Source organism: Oceanotoga sp. (assembly GCF_030445905.1).
Taxonomy (GTDB): domain Bacteria; phylum Thermotogota; class Thermotogae; order Petrotogales; family Petrotogaceae; genus Oceanotoga; species Oceanotoga teriensis.
On the sequence record NZ_JASUSU010000001.1, the window covers coordinates 99951 to 121429 of the forward strand.

22 protein-coding genes are annotated in these 21479 nt (G+C 26.0%); 8 read left to right on the forward strand and 14 right to left on the reverse strand.

The genetic code is table 11. The features are described 5' to 3' along the window. Positions 1-35 precede the first annotated feature (35 nt). The 5 genes from PWP28_RS00525 to PWP28_RS00545 form a co-directional block, all read right to left on the reverse strand. Complete coding sequence (locus PWP28_RS00525) at positions 36-1001, reverse strand: sugar phosphate isomerase/epimerase (RefSeq protein WP_109604102.1); 966 nt, start codon at positions 999-1001, stop codon at positions 36-38. A gap of 5 nt (positions 1002-1006) precedes the next feature. Then, entirely contained in the window at positions 1007-1759 is a 753-nt protein-coding gene (locus tag PWP28_RS00530) for a sugar phosphate isomerase/epimerase (RefSeq protein ID WP_109604103.1), read from the reverse strand. A gap of 9 nt (positions 1760-1768) precedes the next feature. Beyond that, positions 1769-2854, reverse strand: a complete 1086-nt coding sequence (locus PWP28_RS00535; protein WP_264150377.1) for a Gfo/Idh/MocA family protein — start codon at positions 2852-2854, stop codon at positions 1769-1771. A gap of 5 nt (positions 2855-2859) precedes the next feature. Then, a complete protein-coding gene (locus PWP28_RS00540) occupies positions 2860-3855 on the reverse strand; it encodes a LacI family DNA-binding transcriptional regulator (protein ID WP_308644040.1) in 996 nt (331 codons plus the stop codon). Positions 3856-4048: 193 nt separating this feature from the next. Next, complete coding sequence (locus tag PWP28_RS00545; RefSeq protein ID WP_308644041.1) at positions 4049-5044, reverse strand: LacI family DNA-binding transcriptional regulator; 996 nt, start codon at positions 5042-5044, stop codon at positions 4049-4051. 297 nt (positions 5045-5341) lie between these two features. Between PWP28_RS00545 and secG the strand changes: the two genes are divergently transcribed. From secG to PWP28_RS00570, 5 genes are all read left to right on the forward strand, one after another. Next, positions 5342-5578 carry a preprotein translocase subunit SecG gene (gene secG, locus PWP28_RS00550; protein ID WP_109604107.1) on the forward strand — a complete coding sequence of 79 codons (237 nt, stop codon included), beginning with the start codon at positions 5342-5344 and terminating at the stop codon, positions 5576-5578. 28 nt (positions 5579-5606) lie between these two features. Then, positions 5607-6800, forward strand: coding sequence for a tyrosine--tRNA ligase (tyrS, locus tag PWP28_RS00555; RefSeq protein ID WP_264150375.1), 1194 nt, complete (start codon positions 5607-5609; stop codon positions 6798-6800). Positions 6801-6886: 86 nt separating this feature from the next. Next, positions 6887-7723, forward strand: coding sequence for an S-layer homology domain-containing protein (locus PWP28_RS00560; protein WP_109604109.1), 837 nt, complete (start codon positions 6887-6889; stop codon positions 7721-7723). A 141-nt stretch (positions 7724-7864) separates the two neighbouring features. Beyond that, on the forward strand, positions 7865-8941 hold the full coding sequence (locus tag PWP28_RS00565; RefSeq protein WP_308644042.1) for a hypothetical protein: 1077 nt from the start codon (positions 7865-7867) through the stop codon (positions 8939-8941). A gap of 68 nt (positions 8942-9009) precedes the next feature. Further along, positions 9010-10581, forward strand: coding sequence for a hypothetical protein (locus PWP28_RS00570; protein WP_264150372.1), 1572 nt, complete (start codon positions 9010-9012; stop codon positions 10579-10581). 25 nt (positions 10582-10606) lie between these two features. On the opposite strand, the gene murA is transcribed toward PWP28_RS00570, so the two are convergent. Genes murA through PWP28_RS00595 form a run of 5 tightly spaced genes read right to left on the reverse strand, consistent with a single transcriptional unit; the run spans position 10607 to position 15456 of the window. Next, positions 10607-11899, reverse strand: coding sequence for a UDP-N-acetylglucosamine 1-carboxyvinyltransferase (murA, locus tag PWP28_RS00575; RefSeq protein ID WP_109604112.1), 1293 nt, complete (start codon positions 11897-11899; stop codon positions 10607-10609). Between the two features lie 22 nt (positions 11900-11921). After that, positions 11922-12725 (reverse strand): hypothetical protein, encoded by an 804-nt coding sequence (locus PWP28_RS00580; RefSeq protein ID WP_109604113.1) that lies wholly within the window; start codon positions 12723-12725, stop codon positions 11922-11924. Further along, positions 12661-13506, reverse strand: a complete 846-nt coding sequence (locus PWP28_RS00585) for an HAD family hydrolase (RefSeq protein WP_308644043.1) — start codon at positions 13504-13506, stop codon at positions 12661-12663. Before PWP28_RS00585 ends, PWP28_RS00580 begins: the two co-directional genes overlap by 65 nt. 31 nt (positions 13507-13537) lie before the next feature. After that, positions 13538-14452: a glucosaminidase domain-containing protein gene (locus PWP28_RS00590; protein WP_264150369.1), complete on the reverse strand. Its 915-nt coding sequence runs from the start codon at positions 14450-14452 to the stop codon at positions 13538-13540. Beyond that, positions 14452-15456 (reverse strand): polysaccharide deacetylase family protein, encoded by a 1005-nt coding sequence (locus PWP28_RS00595; protein WP_308644044.1) that lies wholly within the window; start codon positions 15454-15456, stop codon positions 14452-14454. Before PWP28_RS00595 ends, PWP28_RS00590 begins: the two co-directional genes overlap by 1 nt. A 143-nt stretch (positions 15457-15599) precedes the next feature. On the opposite strand from PWP28_RS00595, the gene PWP28_RS00600 reads away from it, so the two are divergent. Continuing rightward, positions 15600-16361: a TatD family hydrolase gene (locus tag PWP28_RS00600; RefSeq protein WP_308644045.1), complete on the forward strand. Its 762-nt coding sequence runs from the start codon at positions 15600-15602 to the stop codon at positions 16359-16361. A 101-nt stretch (positions 16362-16462) separates the two neighbouring features. Here PWP28_RS00600 and fmt read toward each other — a convergent pair whose 3' ends face one another. The 3 genes from fmt to surE are packed head-to-tail and all read right to left on the reverse strand — an operon-like array spanning position 16463 to position 18686. Then, on the reverse strand, positions 16463-17401 hold the full coding sequence (gene fmt, locus PWP28_RS00605; protein ID WP_109604118.1) for a methionyl-tRNA formyltransferase: 939 nt from the start codon (positions 17399-17401) through the stop codon (positions 16463-16465). Further along, positions 17398-17925 carry a peptide deformylase gene (gene def, locus PWP28_RS00610; RefSeq protein WP_109604119.1) on the reverse strand — a complete coding sequence of 176 codons (528 nt, stop codon included), beginning with the start codon at positions 17923-17925 and terminating at the stop codon, positions 17398-17400. The genes fmt and def overlap by 4 nt, the downstream gene beginning before the upstream one ends. Then, positions 17925-18686 (reverse strand): 5'/3'-nucleotidase SurE, encoded by a 762-nt coding sequence (gene surE, locus PWP28_RS00615; protein WP_109604120.1) that lies wholly within the window; start codon positions 18684-18686, stop codon positions 17925-17927. The genes def and surE overlap by 1 nt, the downstream gene beginning before the upstream one ends. 155 nt (positions 18687-18841) lie before the next feature. Here surE and PWP28_RS00620 point away from each other — a divergent pair, with 155 nt between their 5' ends. Both PWP28_RS00620 and PWP28_RS00625 read left to right on the forward strand, forming a co-directional pair. Beyond that, positions 18842-19261, forward strand: coding sequence for an OsmC family protein (locus tag PWP28_RS00620; protein ID WP_109604121.1), 420 nt, complete (start codon positions 18842-18844; stop codon positions 19259-19261). A 102-nt stretch (positions 19262-19363) separates the two neighbouring features. Further along, a complete protein-coding gene (locus PWP28_RS00625) occupies positions 19364-20104 on the forward strand; it encodes a bifunctional 2-polyprenyl-6-hydroxyphenol methylase/3-demethylubiquinol 3-O-methyltransferase UbiG (RefSeq protein ID WP_109604122.1) in 741 nt (246 codons plus the stop codon). A 31-nt stretch (positions 20105-20135) separates the two neighbouring features. Here PWP28_RS00625 and PWP28_RS00630 read toward each other — a convergent pair whose 3' ends face one another. Next, a complete protein-coding gene (locus tag PWP28_RS00630; RefSeq protein WP_109604123.1) occupies positions 20136-21377 on the reverse strand; it encodes an amidohydrolase family protein in 1242 nt (413 codons plus the stop codon). Positions 21378-21479 lie beyond the last annotated feature (102 nt).

The window sequence follows — 21479 nt, forward strand, 5'->3', positions numbered from 1 at the left end:
ATTCCTCCATTTAATATTTAAGAATGTGATGAGCTTTAGGCCCACCACATATCATTAGTTTTTTCAAATACTAAAACTTCTTTTAAAAATGAAATAGCTTTTTTTAAACCTTCATTTCCAGACATAAGACTATCCTCATGTTCTATACTAAGTGCTCCATCATATCCTATCAATCTTAAAGCACTTACCATATCTTTCCATGTTTGATAATCATGACCATAACCAACAGTTCTAAAAATCCAAGATCTATTTATTTCATCACCATAATGTTTTGTATCTAATACACCATTTACAGAAGTATTTCTTTTATCTATTTTAGTGTCTTTTGCATGAAAATGATAAATAGAACTTCCAAGTTCTTTTATAGCTTCTACAGGATCTATTCCTTGCCAAAATAAATGACTTGGATCAAAATTTGCACCTATTATATCTCCGACTGAATTTCTCAATTTCAACAATGTTTCAGGATTATAAACGCAAAAACCAGGATGCATTTCAAAAGCAATTTTTTTAATACCATGATCTTTAGCAAACTTACTTTCATTTTCCCAATAAGGAATAAGAATATCATTCCATTGAAAATCTAGTATTTTTAAGAAATCTTCTGGCCATGGGCATACAACCCAATTAGGATACATAGAATTTTTAGAATCTCCTGGACAACCAGAAAATCCATTTATAGTATCTACACCAAGTTTTTCAGCTAAAAGTATAGCTTTTTCGAACTCTGTATGAAATTTATTGGCAATTTCTTTTTGAGGGTGAACAGGATTTCCATGACAACTAATACCACTTATAGACATTTCATACTTATTTATAGTATCTTTAAATTTTTGTAATTCATTAGAATTATTTAAAAGTAAATCTGGATTTGCATGATTAGTCCCTGGATAACCTCCTGCACCAATTTCAACAGATTGAACACCTAATTTTTTTAAATAATCTAAAGCAGAATCAAGATCTTTACTTCCTAAAACTACTGTAAAAACACCAAGTTTCATATTCTTCACTCCTTTAAAATAGCCATTTTTGAAAGATTCTTTATACTTATAGAAATATTTTTAAGCCCATCTGGTTTAGGATCATCATTTTCCACTATTAACGTTTCAATATCAATATCTTTAGCATATTTTATAATACTTTCAATATCAATAATTCCTTCACCTATAGCTTCAAAACTTTTTTTAGAATCATTTTTCATATCTTTTATATGTATTAAAGAACATCTATTTTTATATTTATTCATTAATTTTAATGGATCTACATTAGCTTTATAAACCCAAAATGTATCTATTTCGGCTTTTACTAAATTTTCATCTGTATTTTCATAAATAAAATCAAAAATATATTTTCCATCTATTGTGTTAAACTCATGATCGTGATTATGATAAAAAAGTTGTAATCCGTTTTCTTTTAATTTTTTTCCAATAAAATTTAGATCTTTACAAAAAGAAGCCCAATCGTCTATAGAATCAAATTTTGCCCATGGACATATAATATTTTTATTACCTATTTTTTTATTAAAATCAATCTCATATTTAAGATTATTTTTCAAATTTTCAAATGACACATGAGAGCCAAATGGCTTTAAATTTAATCTTTTTAAATTATCAGAAAGATCTTCTGCACTTAAATCATAATATCCAGCAAATTCAACACCATCATATCCAAGAGAAGAAACTTTTTTAAGGGTACCCAAAAAATCATTTTTATTAAACTCTCTTAATGTATATAATTGTACTGAAATAGGAATGTTCATATAATCACCTCATTTAAAATAAACAGGTTTTCCTGTTTTTGAAGATTCGTATATAGCTTCAAGTATTTGAGTTACAACTAATGCCTCTTCAGGTTTTACAACAGGTTCTTTATCTTCAACAATAGATTCAATCCATTTCTTTGCTTCTAAATCTGCAGGACTATCTTGTGTACCATCATAGAAATCTACACCATCTTCTGTTAAAGCAGGTTTTTCTACATATTGTTTATTATATTTGACACCATTTATTCTGAGTCCATCTCTCATATCTGCACCTGCTTTTGTTCCGCATAAAGTAGTTCTTGCTTCACCAATATCTAAAGTATTTAAAGCCCAACTAGATTCTAAAAATATTGTGGAATTATCTTCCATTACAATATAACCAAAAGCTGAATCTTCAACTGTAAATTTTTCAGTATCCCAATCACCCCAAGCATTGGCTGTTTCCTTTTGATCTTTTAGTTTATAAAAAGTATTTCCAACAACCATTTTAGGTTTATAATTATTCATCATCCATAAAGTTAAATCTAAAGCATGAGTTCCTATATCTATTAAAGGTCCTCCTCCTTGAGCTTCTTCATCTAAAAAAACACCCCATGTTGGAACTGCTCTTCTTCTTATTGCATGAGCTTTTGCAAAATATATATTTCCAAGTTCATCATTATTACATGCTTTTTTTAAATATAAAGAATCTGGTCTAAACCTATTTTGATAACCAATAGTCAATTTTTTTCCAGTTTCTTCTGCTGCTTTCACCATCTCAATGGCCTGATTATAAGTTTTTGCCATTGGTTTTTCACACATAACATGCTTATCATTTTTTAAAGCAAAAACAGTAATTTCTGAATGAGATATATTAGGAGTACAAACATGTATTACTTCTATATCCTTTTCATTAATGATTAGATCTTTATAGTTTTCATAAACTTTAGCATCTTCAGTGCCATATTTTTTACAGGCTTTTTCAGCTCGTTCAGGTATAATATCACAAAATGCTTTTATTTTAACATTTGATAACTTAGATAATGATGGAAGATGTTTCTGATTGGCAATTCCACCACAACCTATTATTCCTACATTTACAATTCTTGCCATTGAAATCACTCCTTTTTGGTTGACTCTCTTATCAATAATTGATGGTTAAGAACAACATTTTTTATAATATTTTTTTTGTTTTTTATTATTTCTATAATTAATTCCATAGCTTTATTACCCAATTCATATCTTGGTTGAGAAACGGTGCTTAAAATGGGATCATACATAGATGAAATACTTAGATTATCAAAACCTATTATAGAAATATCATCTGGCACATTAACATTAAAACTCTTCAAAGCTTTAATGGCACCAATTGCAATAATATCTGAGACAGTAAACAAAGCATCTGGAACTTTTTTTTCATCAACAAAACTCTTTATGGCATTTATTCCACCTTTAAATCCATAACTCTCATATCTTATTAAAGATTCATCGATTTGTATATTATTTTCATACAAAGCTCTTCTATAACCTTTTTCCCTATCTTTAGAAGATTGATGAGGCTTTTTAGAGTTAATTAAACCTATTTTCTTATGACCATTTTTTATCAAATATTCAACGGCTTCAAAAGCGGCTTTTTCATTATCTATTGAAACTCTACTTATTTGTGAATTTTCAAGATATTCACAACATTGAATTAATGGATAGTTTTTGCCGATTGTATTCATAGTATATGTATCAATTTCTGGAGCCATAAATATAACACCATCAACTAATTTATTTTTTAATAAATCAAGATATTTTTTTTCTCTTTCAATATTAGAGTCAGTATTACAAAACATGACATTATAGTTATTCTTATGACCATAATCTTCCATACCTTTTATAACTTTTGAATAAAATGGATTAGAAATATTTTGTAATAAAACAAGAATCATTTTAGTTTCAGATCTTCTTAAATTTCTACCCAAAAGATTAGGTTCATAATTTAATTCTTTTACAGCGTTTATTACATTTAATCTTGTTTTTGCAGAAACTTTTGGGCTATTATTCAAGACCCTTGATACAGTTGCAACAGATACACCAGCTAAATTTGCCACATCTTGTATTTTACTCATTAATATTATCAACTCCTGTGATGTAATGGATTACATTATTTGAAAAGCAAAAAAGAAAAATCATGTAATGGATTACATTTCTATTTTAATTTTTTATGAATAAAAAAACAAACATATTTATAAGTTATTATGATTAAATATTGCAGATTATATATCTAAAAATAAAAAATCCTTCGAAAATGAAGGATTTTAATTAGGTTTCTCTTATAATCAATTTTGTTTTTAATTTAATATTTTTTATATCTTCATTTCCTTCAATATAAGAAAAATAAAGATTTGTAGCTTCTTTAGCCATCTTTTCAAAAGGTTGTCTTATTGTGGTTAATCCAGTGACTTTACTAAAAGGAAGATCATCGACTGAAATCATGTTATAGTCTTCATCAGGTGTATATATATTTTGATCAAAAAAAGCTTTCAATCCAAAAGCAATCTTATCAGCAGTTGAAAATATTAGATTATGCTTTTTCTTTGAAGCTATTCTCTTAGCAAGTTTAAATCCGCTATCCCAATTTAAATCAGTATATATTATATTAGGCTTTTTACCATTTTTCTCAAGAGTTTCTACAAATCCTCTATCTCTATTTTCAAATACGGTTGAAGTGAATTCATCTTGTACTTCTTTATATGAGATTAAAAAGAAGTCAGAATCATCTTTTTGTTTTTGTAATAAATATTTAGCTGCATTTACTCCCACTTCAAAATTATCTATATGAACAGAATCAAATCTTTCATCAAAAGAATCGATTAAAACTATTTTTTTATTTAGAGGATTATCTTTAAATATTTTATTTATACATAATGAGGCTATAAAAACTCCATCAGTTTGATATATTAAATCTGTTTTTTGTTTTATTTTTTGTAAAGATAAATTATCCATAAGTGGAAAGACTATCATTCTATAACCTTTTTTCGAAAGCTCTTTTTCAAGTGCCGAATAAATGGTGGCATAAACTTCGTTTCCTATACTTGGTACAACCAAAGATACAGAATTACCTTTTTTAGATGATAAAGAACGTGCATGTAAATTTGGAGAATATCCTAAATCTTCAACTATTTGAAGAACTCTTTTACGGGTTTTTTCACTTACTTTCTCAGAATTATTTAAAACTCTTGAAACTGTAGCTATACCAACATTAGCTTTTTTAGCAACATCTTTTATAGTTGGATAAGAATTATAATTTATAGACATTTAAATGCTCCTCCTGTAATACTATAATGAAATCGTTTCCTGTACCAATATTCATTTTATAATTTAATTTAATAATTATCTAATTCATTTATAATCAATTATAAATAAAAACTATTAAATATTTATGATTATAATATAAAATTGTTTAATTAATTTAAATATAAAATGAAAAATAATCTGTTATAATTAAACCAATTAGAGTTTATTACGTTTATAAACTCAATAAAACTTGAAAATAAAGATGCATTATTGTATAATTTATTTTGAAATATATACAATATAAGGAGGAGTAATTATATGAGTGCTTTAGCAATTATAATGGTTATTGTACATGTTATTTTAGCAGTAGGTGTAATATTTTTCTCATTGCAAAGAATGCAAAAAAATGCTGAATTAGGTGGAGCTTTTGGTGGTGGAGCATCTCAAGCACATTTTGGAAGAGAAAAAGGACTTGACACTTCAGCTAAATGGGCTTTATGGTTAGGAATATTCTTTATGTTATCATGTTTTTTGACAACTATGGTATTAGTATAAGATGTTGAATTGATTGGAGGATATATACGTGTTAAGCGTTGAAGAACAATTAGAATTAATTAAAAGAAATACTATAGACTTTATATCAGATGAAGAAATGCTTGAAAAATTAAAATCAGGAAAACAATTAAGAATTAAATTAGGAGTAGATCCTTCAAGACCGGATCTACATCTTGGTCATGCCGTAGTGCTTAGAAAATTAAAACTTTTCCAAGAATTAGGTCATAAAGTAGTTTTAATAATTGGAGATTTTACAGCGAGAATAGGAGATCCTTCAGGAAGATCTAAAACCAGACCGATGTTAACTAAAGAAGAAGTAATTGAGAATTCAAAAACATATACTGAACAGGTTTTTATGTTACTGGATAAAGAAAAGACTGAAGTTAGATTCAATGGTGAATGGTTTGATGAGATGAACTTTGAAGATGTTTTAAAACTTGCTTCTAAACTTACAGTTGCAAGGATGCTTGAAAGAGATGACTTCAATAAAAGATATAAAGAGAATCAACCAATAAGTATATCTGAATTTTTATATCCTTTAGCTCAAGGTCATGATTCTATAATGATAGATGCCGATGTTGAGATGGGAGGTTCTGATCAGTTATTCAACCTTTTAATGGGTAGAAGATTACTTGAAGAAGCTGGTAAAAAGCCACAAATAGTTATGACTATGCCTTTAATTGAAGGTACAGATGGACATTTAAAAATGAGTAAATCTTATGATAATTATATAGGATTTACAGACACGCCAAAAGATATGTTTGGTAAGATAATGTCTATACCTGATACATTGATAATTAAATATATGAAATATTTAACAAACACAGATCCAGAACAAATAAAAAAATATGAAGATCAGATGGAAAAAAATGAAGTAAATCCAAGAGATATTAAAATGTTTTTGGGAATAGAAATAATAAAGATGTTTCATTCTGAAGAAGTTGCAAATGATGCAAAAGAACAATTCATAAAAGTTTTTCAAAAAAATGATATACCAGATGATATAGAAGATTTAGAAACAGTACCCGAAATAAATATAGTAGATTTAGTTGAAAATTCAAAAGTTTTATCATCCAAGTCTGAGATAAAAAGATTAATAAAACAGGGTGGAGTAAAAATAGATGATGAAAAAGTAGATGATTTCAAACAGGAATTAGTTTTAAAAGGTGGAGAAATTTTAAGAATAGGTAAAAGAAATTTCTTTAAAATAAAAATTAAGTGAAGTTTCTGTCTTTGAAAAAAGTCGAAAATGTAGTATAATAAAATGGATATAAAATATTAAACACTTTATAAAAGGGGGTAAAACAAATGAAAAAAACATTAGCTGTATTAGTAGCATTATTAGTTGTTGTTGCAGCGTTTGCAGGAGGATTCAAAGACGTTAAAGAGGATCACTGGGCATATGATTATGTTACAAATCTTGTAGATAAGGGAGTTATACCTGTAGATCAGGATACTTTCAATGGTTTTGAATCTTTGACAAGATCTGAAGCATCAGTATGGTTTACAAGAGCTATTATGTACTTAGAAAATTCACCTATGATTGCTAAATACGAAGATATAGATAGAATGGAAAAAGTCGTTAAAGAATTGTCAGGAAAAATTGGTGATTATGATGAGTATAAAGCAAGAACTACAAGAGCTATATTAAAGTTAAAATATGATGCTTTTGATAAAATCGATGAAACAAATTCAAATATATCTTCTTTAGAAGATAAAGTTGCACAACTTGAAGAATCAGTAAATGGAAGAGAAAAACTTTTATCAGATGTTAGCGCTTCTTATGATAATGTAAAAAAATCAGCTTTCAGAGCAAAAAATATGGGTGATTCATTATCAGAAGATATGTTGTATTTGATGGATGAAACAGATAGAGCTAATGCAATGGCTAAAGCAAATGCAGAAAAAATATCTACATTAGAGTCAAAAGTTGATGAAAATTCAATGTTCTTAGAAGCACTTCCAGCAGTAACATTGAGAACAGCAGAAAATAAAGATAAAATAGAAGCTTTAACTGAAAAAGTTAATGCACAAGATGAAAGAATAAAGTCTGTTGAAGGTAATAACAACATTTTATTATGGGTTGTTGCTTTAGCAGGTGTAGGTCTAGGCGTTGCAGGAATTTTCATGCCAGTAGCAAAATAATTTTGTAAAATCTGTTAAAATAACTATTAAATCTGGATTTTTACATAATTTACTATTGACAATTTATTGGTACATCTGATATAATTAGTTGAGTAAGCTCAAACCAAAAAAAATTAAACTTATTAAAGGGGGTTTGGTTTAATGAAAAAAGTATTAGCTTTTTTAATGGTAGCAGTATTAGCATTAGCAGCATTTGCTAGTAGCACACCTGAATGGAAAATCTCAGGTAAAGGACATTTTGATTTCAAATATCAAGAAGAATTAAGTATGGAAGATACATTTGGTATCGACAGTGGATGGGCAAAAGGATTAGGTTTTTCAGTTGCAAAAGATGGAGAAAAAACAGGTTGGAAAGTAACAATAGCTTCTGAATCATTGAATGATTTTGGAAAACTTGAAGGTACAGATTTCTATGCTTATCATAAAGCTAATTTTTCAGATGCATTATCTTTAAAATTGACTTATGGTAAACATAAAGTTGTAGAATCAAGAGTTGGAATGTCAGCAGCTTTAACAAGTAAAATGAACGACTTAGAATTTGTTGTAACTCCTGTTATGTATGTAGCTACACATGAAACAACACCTACAATAGGAATGGATTTAAAAGCTACAGCTAATTATATGGAAAAAGCAATATACGCTGAATTTAAAGCAAAAGCTTTAACAGAAGGCGCAACAAATATGGTTCTTGAAGCAAAATTAAATTCAAACGTAGATAAATTAGTTTCTATGCCTGTAACATTATTTGTTGAAGGTTATTATAAAACAGAAAGCAACTTTGCTACAAACACATTAAAAGCAAAAGCTAACATAGGATATGCTTTTGATGGTGCTGATAGAAAAGTTGACTTCAAAAATGAAGTTATATTAAACATGGAAAAAGATGTAGATACAAAAACAACATATAAACCAGAACTTAATTTAAATTATGACGCATTAACATTCAATAACAAATTTGAAATGGTTATGCAAAAAGATGTAGATACATTATTAACATATAAACCAGAAGTATCTTATAAATTCATGGAAGACTACAAGGTTGGGGTAGATGCAGTTGTTCCTGTATTACTTGAAAAAGATGCAAAAGCAGTTTATGAAATTAAACCATATGTAGAAGCTGACTATGAATTATTAACATACAAACTTTATTCAGAATTTAAAGTTAATGAAAAAGATGCAAAACCATTATTTGGTTTCAAAGTATCTTTTGAAATGTAATAATTTAATATAATATACCCGGCTAATAGCCGGGTTTTATTTTATAAATTAAAAATGGGGAGATAAATTTGAAAAGAATAATATTTTTATTTCTTTTTATAAGTATTTTTATGTTTTGTTTTTCATATGATATAAATCCTTCTTATTTTATGAATAAATATAAACTTTATTTAAATCCAGATGGTATAGACGCATGGACAAACTTTGATATATATTTTACTACAAATGAAATAAGAATCCCTTTTACATTTGAACCAACATTTACTGTAAATTTAGGGTTAAAATATAAAAGGGCAGAAGAAGAAAAATATTATAGTATTTTTGATTATACATTACTTGAGGCGGAGTTTGCTAATTTGAAATTGGGATTTAATGAAAGCCAATTTAGAATTTATCCCATGAAAAAATATTTAGAAGATTTATTTATATACTATGAAGATTTGAATGGGAAATATCTTCAAGATATTAAATTAGAAAATAATTATAATTATGATTTTGAATATGAAAAAATTTTAAAAAATGATAAATTTGGTATAACTCATGATGCAACTAAAAATAATAATTATCTTAAAATAAATATTGCTTATATTAATAAAGAGAAAGAATATGTCAGTAAATTTGAAAATAAATCTCAAGAAAATTCTTATGAAAATTTTAAAAAAGGTATTGAAATAAAAAATCAAAAAGATAAAACATTTATAAAATATTACTATGATTATGATCGCGTAAGGGAAGAAAAAATCAAATTAGATCAAAAAAATATTAAATTTGATTTTAATATAAGTAGGAAAAATGGTTTTTTAAAAGGATTTAAAACTATAAATTCTTTTGAATGGAAATATGATTATGATATTCTTTATATAGATGAAGAGATCAATGGATATTATAATCTTGAAATAATAGATTTTGAATCACAAAACAATTCTTCAGAAAAAAATAAAATTGATACTTTAATTTATAAAATTCCATATGAACAAAAATTAAAAAAAGTAGATTTATATTATTTTAGTGATACATATTATAGAAATAATATAAATTTAAAAAATTTTATAATAACACCACATATAAATATATATTTAAGAAATCAATTATTTGGTGTTTCAACTAAAGGTTATGACCATTTTATGAAAAAAGAATATGATTTTAAAGGGATAAGTTCTAATGAGGCTACTTCATTAACTTTAGGAATTGATTTTTTTTATTTTTCTGGTAAATGGAATGATTTTTTATTGGATAAATTTATTATAAACCTTGAAACTGGAGATTATTTATATAGTTTAAATTATAAGAAAAATTATAGAATAGGGTCTGGTAATAATATTTTCTTTATTTTTAAATATTTTTATGATAAAGCTGAGGATGATTTCAATTTTATGATAAATCCAGGGTTTAAAATGAAATTTGAAGATAATTTTTATTCTGAATTTAATTATTATTTTGATTTTAATAATAGTTTCAACTTTATAAATTCTTTTGAATTTGATAATTATTTTTCTTATGATGGAATAAAAATGGGTATAAAAATTTTTAATACAAAAAATAGAAGATATGCGGATGGATATTTCAGAAATTTTTATGAAATGGATAATAAAGTGAATTGGTATTTATATTTTGAATTATTTAAATATTTATATTTATAATTAAAAGACGGCCTTTGGCCGTCTTTTAGTCAATATAAGTCATTTTTAGACCCATTTTATTTAATTTTTCTTCTAACTTTTCATAACCCCTAAATATATGATCTACATTGGATATAATGGTTTCTCCTTCAGCTAATAATCCAGCTATTAAAAGTGCTGCAGAAGCTCTTAAATCTGTTGCTTCAATCGGAGCACCCGTTAATTTATCAACTCCATCTATTATGGCGGTATTATCTTCGAGTCTTATATTTGCTCCCATTCTATTTAATTCATCAATATGATTAAAACGACTTTTAAAAATAGTTTCTGTTATAGTAGACTTTCCTTTTATTAAAGATAATAATACTGAAATTTGTGGTTGTAAATCAGTTGGGAATCCTGGATATGGTTCTGTTTTTAATATAACATTATTTAAATTATTATTTTTTATTTTAGATATTTTTAATGTTTTTTCTTCTTTGTTTAATTCATAATTTATACCTATATCATCAAATGTTGAGAATAATATTCTTAAATCATCATAACAAATATTATGTATAGTTAAATTATCTCCTATCAAAGCTCCCATTATGGCATAAGTTCCAGCTTCTATTCTATCTGGAATAACCCTATAATTCAAACCATGAAGTTTATCAACTCCATTTATTGTAATTGTTGAAGTATTTTTACCAATTATATCTGCACCCATTGCATTTAAAAAATCTATTAAATCAGAAATTTCAGGTTCCATTGCACAATTGCTTATAATTGTTTTGGTTCCATATATTAAAGTTGCTGTTGTAATTATATGTTCAGTAGCTCCAACACTTGGAAATTTTAAAGATATATTTACTTCCTTTTCAGCACCATTGAATTTTGATAATGCAAAACCATGTTCAATTTTAGATTCTATACCAAGTTTTTTAAGTCCTTCAAGATGAAAATTTACAGGTCTTACTCCTATAGAACAACCTCCAGGTAATGCTACTTTTGCCTTTTTCATTTTTATAGTTAATGGCCCAAAAACATTAAAAGAAGCACGCATTTTTCTTACTGGTTCATAAGGAATTTCAAAATCTTCGAGTGATGTACTTGTTATTATTAATTTATCTTCTATTCTATCTACTACTTTTCCAGCACTTTCAAGTATATCTATCATAGTACTAACATCTGCAAGATCGGGTACATTATCAAGAGTTATTTTTTCATCTGTTAATAAACATGCAGCCATTATAGGTAACACAGCATTTTTACTTCCAGAAATATATATATCACCTTTGGCAGTTTGTGGTCCATTTACAACTATTTTACCAGAAGTGTTTAATTCTAAGCTTTCCATTTTTCAGCCCCCAATATTTTATTTACCAATTTTTATTTCCTGTGGGTAGTATTTCCCCTCTAAGGGTTTTTTCTGCTAAATCTTTTACTTTATTTGAAAAATAAGTTATTTTTTTATAATTTGAATTATTTATTTTATTCAATAAGATTTCTTCTTCACCTTTTAAATGACCACTAATTACTATTGAATTTTTATAAATATTTAATAATGATTCATCTAAATTATTATTATTCAAAGTCCAAGGTAGTTTTAAATTATAGTTTTTTAATAATGTGTATATATTATCTGATTTATAGATATCGACATTTTTTAAAGTATCAGAATAAGATAAAAAAGAACCTGTTTTTTGTAATAAAGAATCTATAAATGATTTATCATCATTAGACCCTACATTTATAATTGGATATAAACCAGAAGTTTCGAATCCACGTATCATTCTATACATTATTTCAGAATTTATATATGGAGACTTTCCTATATAATTTAAAGGGTTTTCAGTATCTTTTTTGAGTATTTCTAAATTTCCAAATATTATAAAATCAAAACCATAACTTTTTATTTTTATTCCAATATCGATACTTAATTTTTCTATTAGATCATAATTTTTGACACTTCCAAGAGAAAGATAAGATAAATCATCATCTATTTCTTTTAAATTTAAAATATAACCATATATTAGATCTTCTGATTTTTTTATGGGTTCTAATTTATCATATATAAATCCTATATTTTCCTTATAAATATTTATTAGTTCGAATTCATCAGCTTTGATGGTCAATCCAATCATCAAAATTATTATCATCATTAAGTATTTTTTTAACTGCATAATAAACACCATCCTCATCATTTGAGGGTAAAATATGCTTTGCAGCACTTTTAACATTTTTGTTGGCATTATTCAAAGTAAAAGAATTGTTTGTAATTTCAAACATAGATATATCATTGTTTGAATCTCCAAAAACATATAATTGTTCAAAATTTATATTATATATCTTAGATATTTTTTTGATGGCATTTCCTTTAGAGGCTTCTTTGGACATAATATCTAAGAAGTTTTTAAATGATAGAACTATATTGAGTTTGTTTGAAAATTTATTTTGAATTTCATTTTCTATTTCTCTTATTTTTAATTCATCATCTATACATAAGATCTTCAATGGATCATTGTCTTTTTGCATAATGAAATCATTTAAATCTTTCACTATTTTATAATCAACATTTGCATGTTTTGAATAAAATTCAATGAAATCATTTTCTTCTTCACTTATCAGTACATCTTTTACATATATTTGTCTATGGGATTTTATATTTCTCAAATGGTTTATCAAATCAACAGCGACCTGTTTATCTATTATAGATTCATAAATTAATTTATCTTTTTCATCTATTATATAGGCACCATTGTAAGATATTATTGGTGAAATACCTTTTATAAATGGTATGTATTTATCTATTATTTTTTTCATAGAAATAAGCATTCTGCCACTTGCTAAGATTAATTGATTTTTTGATTGTATAATCATTTTCATGGCTTCGATATTTTTTTTACTTATTTCTGAATTGCTATTTAATAAAGTGCCATCTAAATCAAAAACGAATGTTTTCATTATGTTTTCCCTCATTTCAATTTTATCATATTTATTCATTATTCTGTACTTCTAAATAGTAATCAGAATATTTTTCAAAGTTATTAGAATCTATAAGACTTTTTAAAGAAGATACATATAATTCTCTCTGTTGTGAATAATACAAAAGTCCATCTTCATATCTTTTGTCTTTAATTTTTCCAGATCTTATGAGCCTAAAATCTTCATAATAATCTAAAGTATTGAGTTTTTCTGCATATGATTTCATAGATTGTTCTATATTATCGAATTTTTTAACTTCATAAGTAGCTCCTTCTGGTCTTCCAGATGGAACAATACCAGTTCCAGGTTCAAACGTCCATTCACCAAATATGTTATTTCCCTCGACGGTAAATCTTGAACTACCCCAACCAGATTCTTTAGCAGATTGACCTATTGCTATATGTACTGGGATTGTATTGATTTTTATTTTTAAATCTTCAATATTTTTTGCGGAATATTTTTCTTTTAAAATTTCTATTTCATCATTCATATCATTTTTTATATAAAAAAATAATTTATCTCTTTCAAAAGAAATTTCTTCATTTATTTTTAATATTATAGGTAAAACTATTTGAACAAACATCTCTTTTTTTTTGTTTACATCGGGTATATTTTTAAAATTTTCTGGAAAACTTTCAATTATTAATGTGGGAATTTCTTTGGTATTTAAAGTATAATCGATATCATTAAAATATTTTTCTATATCTTTCCATGATTCAAAGTTTTTATATTCCCAAGAGATTTTATCTTTTTCAATCATTATTTTTGAATTATTATTTAGTTCTTTTTCAATATTTTCAGGAATTTTTTTAAGTTCTTCATTATTTTGAATTATTATATTTGCAGGTGTAGTTATTATAAAATATCCAATTAAAATAATTCCAAATCCTATGATTCCATAAGCTAATATATTTTTTATATTCATTAATTCAACTCCTTAATAGGTCTTAGAAGCCAATATTTAACATGTTCTATATTATTTTCATCTCTTAAAAATAAAGCTATTTTATTATTGTCTTTTTTTATCTTATAAGAATCTTTTGAATATATATTATCATCTTTTACATAATTAGGAATTATACCTTCTTGAGATATATATAGTATGGGATTATGAAAATTCAAATCAACTGATGCAGAAATTTTAAATTCTTCATCAATAGGAATTTCTTCAGGATATATATCTTTTACTTTTAAAGCTTTTCTATTCATAACATAATTTAAATGAGATTTATAAGCCCAATCTTCTGTTAAGGGTTCTCTTGGTATATAATATTTGCTATATTCTGGTATAAATGGTCCATAATCCATACTAAAAGCATAAGATATACCATTCTCTTCTAATATTTTATCCATTCCAGTTGTATAATATCCATAAGGATAAGCATAATGTTTTGGAGTGAATTTTATATTATCTTGAAAAGTTTTTATAGATTTTTTTAAATCATCTTCAAAAAATTTTAAAGTAAATTCTTTTCCTTTTGTTTTTAACATATAAACAAAATTATCATGTTTGGCAGAATGTGAGCCAAGAGTCACAATATCATCTTTATTCATTTGAGATAATTGTTCCCAAGTTAAATAATCTGGATAACCAACATTGTCAGTATTTATAAACAACATAAAAGGTATATTATATTTTTTAAATAAGTCATAAGCGTATTTAGTAGTTTTATAACCATCATCTATGGTTATTAATACTCCTTTTTCAATATCTATTTTTTTATCAATATAATCTTGAAACTCTTCTGGAGTAAGCATTTTATAATTGTTATCTTTAAAATAATTTAAATGCATTTCTATATCTTCTGTTGAAGTAGATGTTGATGGATATCTATCATCATTAAAACGATGATATAAGATAACATATACTTCTGAAAACGAGATTAAAGAGATTAAAACAATTGCGAAAATTAATAAATTTTTTTTCATTTGTACACCCCTCATTTAAAAAAATTTTAATTTTTGATATTTTATAAATATCAAACTTAATTTTATCAGATAAAGATTTTCAAAACATTAAAATAAATAAAATATAACTTTGATAATCTATATTATAAATGGAGGTGTTTTTTTTGAAGTTTATAGATACTCATTGTCATGTAACACTTGAAAATTTTGATGAAGATAGGGAGGATCTTTTAAAAATTATGGAAGAAGAATTAGAGTTTTTCATAGAAGTTGCTATCGATATGAAAAGTTCTGAATATCTTTATCAATATTCAAAAAACTTTAAAAATGGTTTTATAACAGTAGGGGTACATCCTACCGAAACTGAAAATTTTAATTATGATAGTATTGAACAGTTGAAATTATTTTTGCCTTGTGAAAAAGTTATTGCAATAGGTGAAATAGGACTTGATTTTCACTGGGATACAGATAGAAATAAACAATATAAAGCATTAGAAATGCAACTTGAATTGGCTAAAAATTATGATATACCTGTTATATTTCATGTTAGAGATGCTTATAAAGAAATGTATGATTTTTTGAACAAATCTAAATTTTCAGATTTAAAGGGAGTTGTTCATTGTTTTTCGGGAAATTATGAAATAGCTAAAAAATTTTTAGATCTTGGTTATTATTTAGGGTTTGATGGTCCAATTACTTATCCGAAAAATGAAGAGTTGAGAGAAACTATAAGAAATATTCCTATTGATAGAATACTTTTCGAAACAGATTCTCCTTTTTTACCTCCCAAACCTTTTAGAGGAAAAAGAAATGATCCACTTAAGGTTTCATATGTATATGAAAAAGCTGCAGATGTTTTAAATATTAATATTGAAGAATTAAAAAGTATAGTGTTTCAAAACGCAAAAAAATTATTTGACATATAAAATGAAAAATACCTCCAAAGCAGTTTTGTAATTTTTACTAATTACTTGTCTACTTTGGAGGTATCATATCAAACGAATATATTTTTTAATTTAAGTTTTTTTTATTCAAATATATCTCCAATTTTTATTTTATGACCATTTAAAGCATCGGTTGAAGTTATTTTCTTTTTACCAGGAAATTGAATGTTTTTTATTATTAAATAACCATCTTTGCAAGATACTGATATTCCAGATTCATCTGATGATAATATTTTTCCTGGAATATCTTTAATATTTTTATAATCTTGGTTTAAAAAACTACCGAATATTTTTACTGATTCACCATTTATAAAAGCTTTTACGCCTGGATATGGATCATAAGCTCTTATTTTATTATGAATATCGAAAACATTATTTTTAAAAGATATTTTTAAGTCTTCTGGACTTATTTTATGAGCATATGAACTTTTTTCATCATCTTGATATTCTAACTTGATATTTTCATAATTGGATAAGAAATTTAATAATAATTCTTTTGAAGTATATAGTAATGAATTATAAACATCTTCTAAATTATCATTCAAATCAATTCTTATATTTTTTTTACAAGCTATAGGTCCAGCATCTAAATCTCTTACTATTTTAAATATACTTATACCAGTTTCAGATTCACCGTTTTCAATAGCTCTTTGCATCGGAGCAGCTCCTCTATAATTTGGTAATAATGAAGTATGAACATTCCAACAACCGTATTTTGGGAGGTTTATAACTTGATTTTTTAATATTTTTCCAAAAGCCACCGTTATTATCATATCAGGATCTAAATCTTTTAATTTTTGAAATCCTTCACCGATATTTATAGATTTAGGCTGGAATACAGGTATATTAAATTTATTAGCTATCAATTTTACTGGAGTTGGTTGAATTTTTCTTCCTCTTCCTTTTGGTTTATCTTCTTGAGAAAAAACTCCAATTATATTAACATTATTTTCTAACAAATATTCTAAAATTTCAGAAGAAAATTCAGGAGTTCCCATAAAAACTATTTTTTTGTTTTTCATATTTCTAATTCACCATGCTCTTTAAATATTTTTTGTCCTTCTTTATTTAATTTTAAAAGATCTTTTTTTATTCTTGCTTTTGATACCACTGAAAGCTTATCTGTAAAAAGTCTTCCTTTTAAATGATCGAACTCATGTTGAAATATTCTTGCAGTATATTCATCTAAATCTTCTTTAATTTTTTTACCTTCCGGATTTTGATATTCTACAGAGATTTTTCTTGGTCTTGAGATTTCAGCAAATATTTCAGGAATTGATAAACATCCTTCTTCATAAATAATTTCTTCTTCAGAAAAATTTAGAATTTTAGGATTTATTACTGCTCTCTTTTCAATTCCATCATCCATGACAAAAAAACTTCTTGAGATTCCTACTTGAGGTGCTGCAAGTCCCACTCCATCTGATTTATACATTTCGTCAAACATATCTTGTATTAATTCTTTTAAACTATCATCAAATTTCTCTATATCTTTAGTAGTTTTTCTTAAAATTGGATCTCCTATTATTCTAACAGTAAAATTCATCATCTCACCCCCAATATGTTTTTTAAAGGAATTGTGAAATCAGTATTTGTTAAAAATACAGTTATAGGAGTAATAGAAACAAAACCATCTCTTGCACAGTAATAATCAGAATAATTTTCATCATCATCTTCAATTACTTTTCCAAGCATCCAATAGTATGAATTTCCATAAGGGTCTTTTCTCTCTTCAAAATAATCATTATATCTTCTTTTACTTTGTCTTGTAATTTTTAATCCTTTTATTTCATCATAGGGTATATTAGGAACATTTATGTTCAATGTTGTAAATTCAGGAATTTCTTTAGGATCTAATTTTTTTAATATATCAAGTATTATTTTAGCGGCATCTTCAAAATTTGGTTGATTAAAATCGATACAAGATACTGCTATTGATGGTTTTCCACTTAAGGCTCCTTCGAGTGCCGCTGATACGGTACCGGAGTATAATATATCTGTACCAAGGTTAGCTCCTTTATTTATTCCACTAATAACTATATCAAAATCAATATCTTTATATATAGCTTGTAATCCAAGTTTTACACAATCAGCGGGAGTACCATTTACCGCAAAACCAAAAAAATTATTTCCAAAACTTATTTTTTTTGCCCAAAGAGGATTTCTAATAGTTATTGCGTGACCTGTTGCACTTCTCTCCACATCAGGAGCAACAACATATACATCATGTTCTTTTTCTAAGTATTCTTTTAAAACTCTTATTCCGGGTGCCATAATTCCATCATCATTAGATATTAATATTTTCATATTACACCTCCATTTTTATTATAATTTTACCATTTTTCTTTTATTTAGTTATTAAAAGCTTTTTAACATTAATAGTTAACATTAAAACTGAAATATTTTAATTTTTTAAATTTTTATGATATAATATGATTGAAAATAGGTATAGGGGGTATAATATGAAAAAATATTATGAATTTAAAGAAATATCACCAAGACATTTTTATTCAAGAACGGCATCAGAACATGATATACATGTTGATGCAGGAAAAGAAATAGGTGGAGGAGATACTGCAGCAAGACCATTTGAATATCTTATGACAGGACTTGCAGGTTGTTCTGGAATAGATGTTTCTATGATACTTGAGAAGATGAAAGTTGAATATGAAGAATTCAATATAAAAATAGATGCAGATAGAAGAGATGAGGATCCAGGAATATTCGAAACTATTCATATGGTCTACGAGTTTAAGGGAGATAATTTACCTATAGATAAACTTGAAAGAGCTGTTAAACTCTCTCAAGAAAAATATTGTGGAGCAGCAGCAATATTTAAAGCTTCAGCAAAATTAACTTATGAAATAAAAGTAATAAATTAATTTCAAATAAAAGCATCCTTTTTTGTTTACTTAATATGAATAAATTTACAAATGGGGATGCTTTTTGCATTCAATAAATAATAGATGAAAGGATATCATTAAATGATTAACTATTATGGAAATTTATGTACAAAAATGTATGAAATATTGCACCCTTATGTAGAAGAAGAGGAATTGCAATTTTATTTGAGCTATGCAAAACAGAATAAGAAAATATTAGAACCTCTTTGTGGAAGTGGAAGATTTGTTGTGCCATTTTATGAAAAAGGTTTTGATATTACAGGATTTGATATGTCCGAAGAAATGTTAAAAGAATTATATAAAAAAGTTCCAAATGTAAAAAGCTTTAAGAGCTCCATGGAAAATTATCAACCAAAAGAAAAATATGATTATATTTTTATTACATCGGGATCATTTTCTTTATTTCTCGATGAAAAAAATGTTGAAAATTTACTTATTAAAATGAAACAGTCTTTGAATGAAGGAGGAAATTTTGTTTTTGCTGTTGAAACAACTGCAAATGTAGTTTATGATAAACAAAATTATTTTGAAAATAATAGTGTGAAAACAGAAGAAGGATATGATTTAGTTTTTAAAAGTAAAAGTTTTTATGATGAAAAAAATAAAATATTATCTACACCAAGCATATATGAATTATATGATGAAAATAATCTATTGGCCAAAGAAGAAATGGATTTTCGTTTGAAATTATATGATTTTGGAGAATTAGATGAATTAATATTTAAGGCTGGATTTAAAAAAATAAATGTATTTAGTGATTTCAATAAAAGTAATAATTTAAATAAAAATAGTAAGATGTTTTTATATGATTGCTATATTTAAATAAAAAAAGTCGTACATTTGTACGACTTTTTTAAAGTGAATTTTTAATAAATTTTCCTTCTTTCATTATAACTTGCATATTTTCAACAGAAATGTTTTTGATATTTTTTAAAGGATTTGAATTTAAAATTATTAAATCTGCATATTTGTTTTTTTCTAAAGTACCTGTTATATCGTCTATATTTAACATCTCAGCACCATTTTTTGTAGCAGCTACTATAACTTCCATCTCTGAAAAACCGGCTTTATTTAGTGCATACATTTCAGTTATGGCATATTTTCCATAAGGTGTTAAGCTACTACAAAATGAATCTGAACCAACTGTTATTCTTATTCCTTTTTTCTTAGCATTTTGAAGATTATCTATAATTCTGTTTAATTCTTTTTCAGCTATTGTATTTCCTTCATAATGATCATGGATAGGTCTATAAGGGGGTTCATAAACTTTAAACCATTCATAAAAAAATTGTAAAGTAGGACAAAAAGTTATATCTTTTTCTTTCATTATTTCAAGACATTCTTCATTTAATTCTTGACCATGAATTATAACAGATACACCTGCTTTACATGAATTTAAAGCACCTTCATATCCTTCAGCATGGGACCATACTGGAATATTTACCATATTACATTCATCAACTACGGCTGTAATTTCTTCTATACAATAATGAGGATCAGCTTTTTTATCATGTCTCCAAATGCCTCCTCCTGTAGACCAAATTTTTATTGCATCAGGATTTTCTCTGAGCCTATTTCTTATAGCTTTTCTTAAATCCCAAGGTCCATCTACTTGTTCCGCCCAAGGATGTGATTTTTTATTTAAATTTAAGGGTAATTCATGAGAGTCACCATGACCAGAAGTTCGACAAAAACCAAGACCCGTAGCAACAACTCTTGGTCCTTCTATAATTCCTTCCTCTATCATATTTCTTATATGAATTCCAGATCTTGAAATTTCTCCTACTGAGGTTAAACCATGATACAAAGATTCTTTTGCTTGAGCCACTGCTACAATAGTTTTTTGAATATCAGGTTCTAAAACCCATTCACTATCATTATCAGTTTTATTGCCACTAAAATGAAGATGAGTATCTATTATACCTGGCATTATTATTTTATCTTCGATATTAAATATTTCATAATCATTCCCAAAAGATATTTTTGGACCTGCATATAATATTTTTTTATCTTCAATTAGTAATATAGATTCTTTAACAGGATTTTTTCCTGTTCCATCTATGAGCAAACCACCTTGAAATGCAATTTTACTCATAAACTTTCCTCCCTCTATAAAATACGCTTAAGTGAATATTTCATGATAATTCATAGAAATTAAAAAAAACAAAAAAATATAAAAGATAATAAATAATGAAAG

Excerpts from the sequence above, each read along its gene's own strand:
- PWP28_RS00525 (WP_109604102.1), bottom strand. The coding sequence starts at position 1,001 with ATGAAACTTGGTGTTTTTACAGTAGTTTTAGGAAGTAAAGATCTTGAT.
- PWP28_RS00530 (WP_109604103.1), bottom strand. The coding sequence starts at position 1,759 with ATGAACATTCCTATTTCAGTACAATTATATACATTAAGAGAGTTTAAT.
- PWP28_RS00535 (WP_264150377.1), bottom strand. The coding sequence starts at position 2,854 with ATGGCAAGAATTGTAAATGTAGGAATAATAGGTTGTGGTGGAATTGCC.
- PWP28_RS00540 (WP_308644040.1), bottom strand. The coding sequence starts at position 3,855 with ATGAGTAAAATACAAGATGTGGCAAATTTAGCTGGTGTATCTGTTGCA.
- PWP28_RS00545 (WP_308644041.1), bottom strand. The coding sequence starts at position 5,044 with ATGTCTATAAATTATAATTCTTATCCAACTATAAAAGATGTTGCTAAA.
- secG (WP_109604107.1), top strand. The coding sequence starts at position 5,342 with ATGAGTGCTTTAGCAATTATAATGGTTATTGTACATGTTATTTTAGCA.
- PWP28_RS00560 (WP_109604109.1), top strand. The coding sequence starts at position 6,887 with ATGAAAAAAACATTAGCTGTATTAGTAGCATTATTAGTTGTTGTTGCA.
- PWP28_RS00565 (WP_308644042.1), top strand. The coding sequence starts at position 7,865 with ATGAAAAAAGTATTAGCTTTTTTAATGGTAGCAGTATTAGCATTAGCA.
- murA (WP_109604112.1), bottom strand. The coding sequence starts at position 11,899 with ATGGAAAGCTTAGAATTAAACACTTCTGGTAAAATAGTTGTAAATGGA.
- PWP28_RS00580 (WP_109604113.1), bottom strand. The coding sequence starts at position 12,725 with ATGCAGTTAAAAAAATACTTAATGATGATAATAATTTTGATGATTGGA.
- PWP28_RS00585 (WP_308644043.1), bottom strand. The coding sequence starts at position 13,506 with ATGAAAACATTCGTTTTTGATTTAGATGGCACTTTATTAAATAGCAAT.
- PWP28_RS00590 (WP_264150369.1), bottom strand. The coding sequence starts at position 14,452 with ATGAATATAAAAAATATATTAGCTTATGGAATCATAGGATTTGGAATT.
- PWP28_RS00595 (WP_308644044.1), bottom strand. The coding sequence starts at position 15,456 with ATGAAAAAAAATTTATTAATTTTCGCAATTGTTTTAATCTCTTTAATC.
- fmt (WP_109604118.1), bottom strand. The coding sequence starts at position 17,401 with ATGAAAAACAAAAAAATAGTTTTTATGGGAACTCCTGAATTTTCTTCT.
- def (WP_109604119.1), bottom strand. The coding sequence starts at position 17,925 with ATGAATTTTACTGTTAGAATAATAGGAGATCCAATTTTAAGAAAAACT.
- surE (WP_109604120.1), bottom strand. The coding sequence starts at position 18,686 with ATGAAAATATTAATATCTAATGATGATGGAATTATGGCACCCGGAATA.
- PWP28_RS00620 (WP_109604121.1), top strand. The coding sequence starts at position 18,842 with ATGAAAAAATATTATGAATTTAAAGAAATATCACCAAGACATTTTTAT.
- PWP28_RS00625 (WP_109604122.1), top strand. The coding sequence starts at position 19,364 with ATGATTAACTATTATGGAAATTTATGTACAAAAATGTATGAAATATTG.
- PWP28_RS00630 (WP_109604123.1), bottom strand. The coding sequence starts at position 21,377 with ATGAGTAAAATTGCATTTCAAGGTGGTTTGCTCATAGATGGAACAGGA.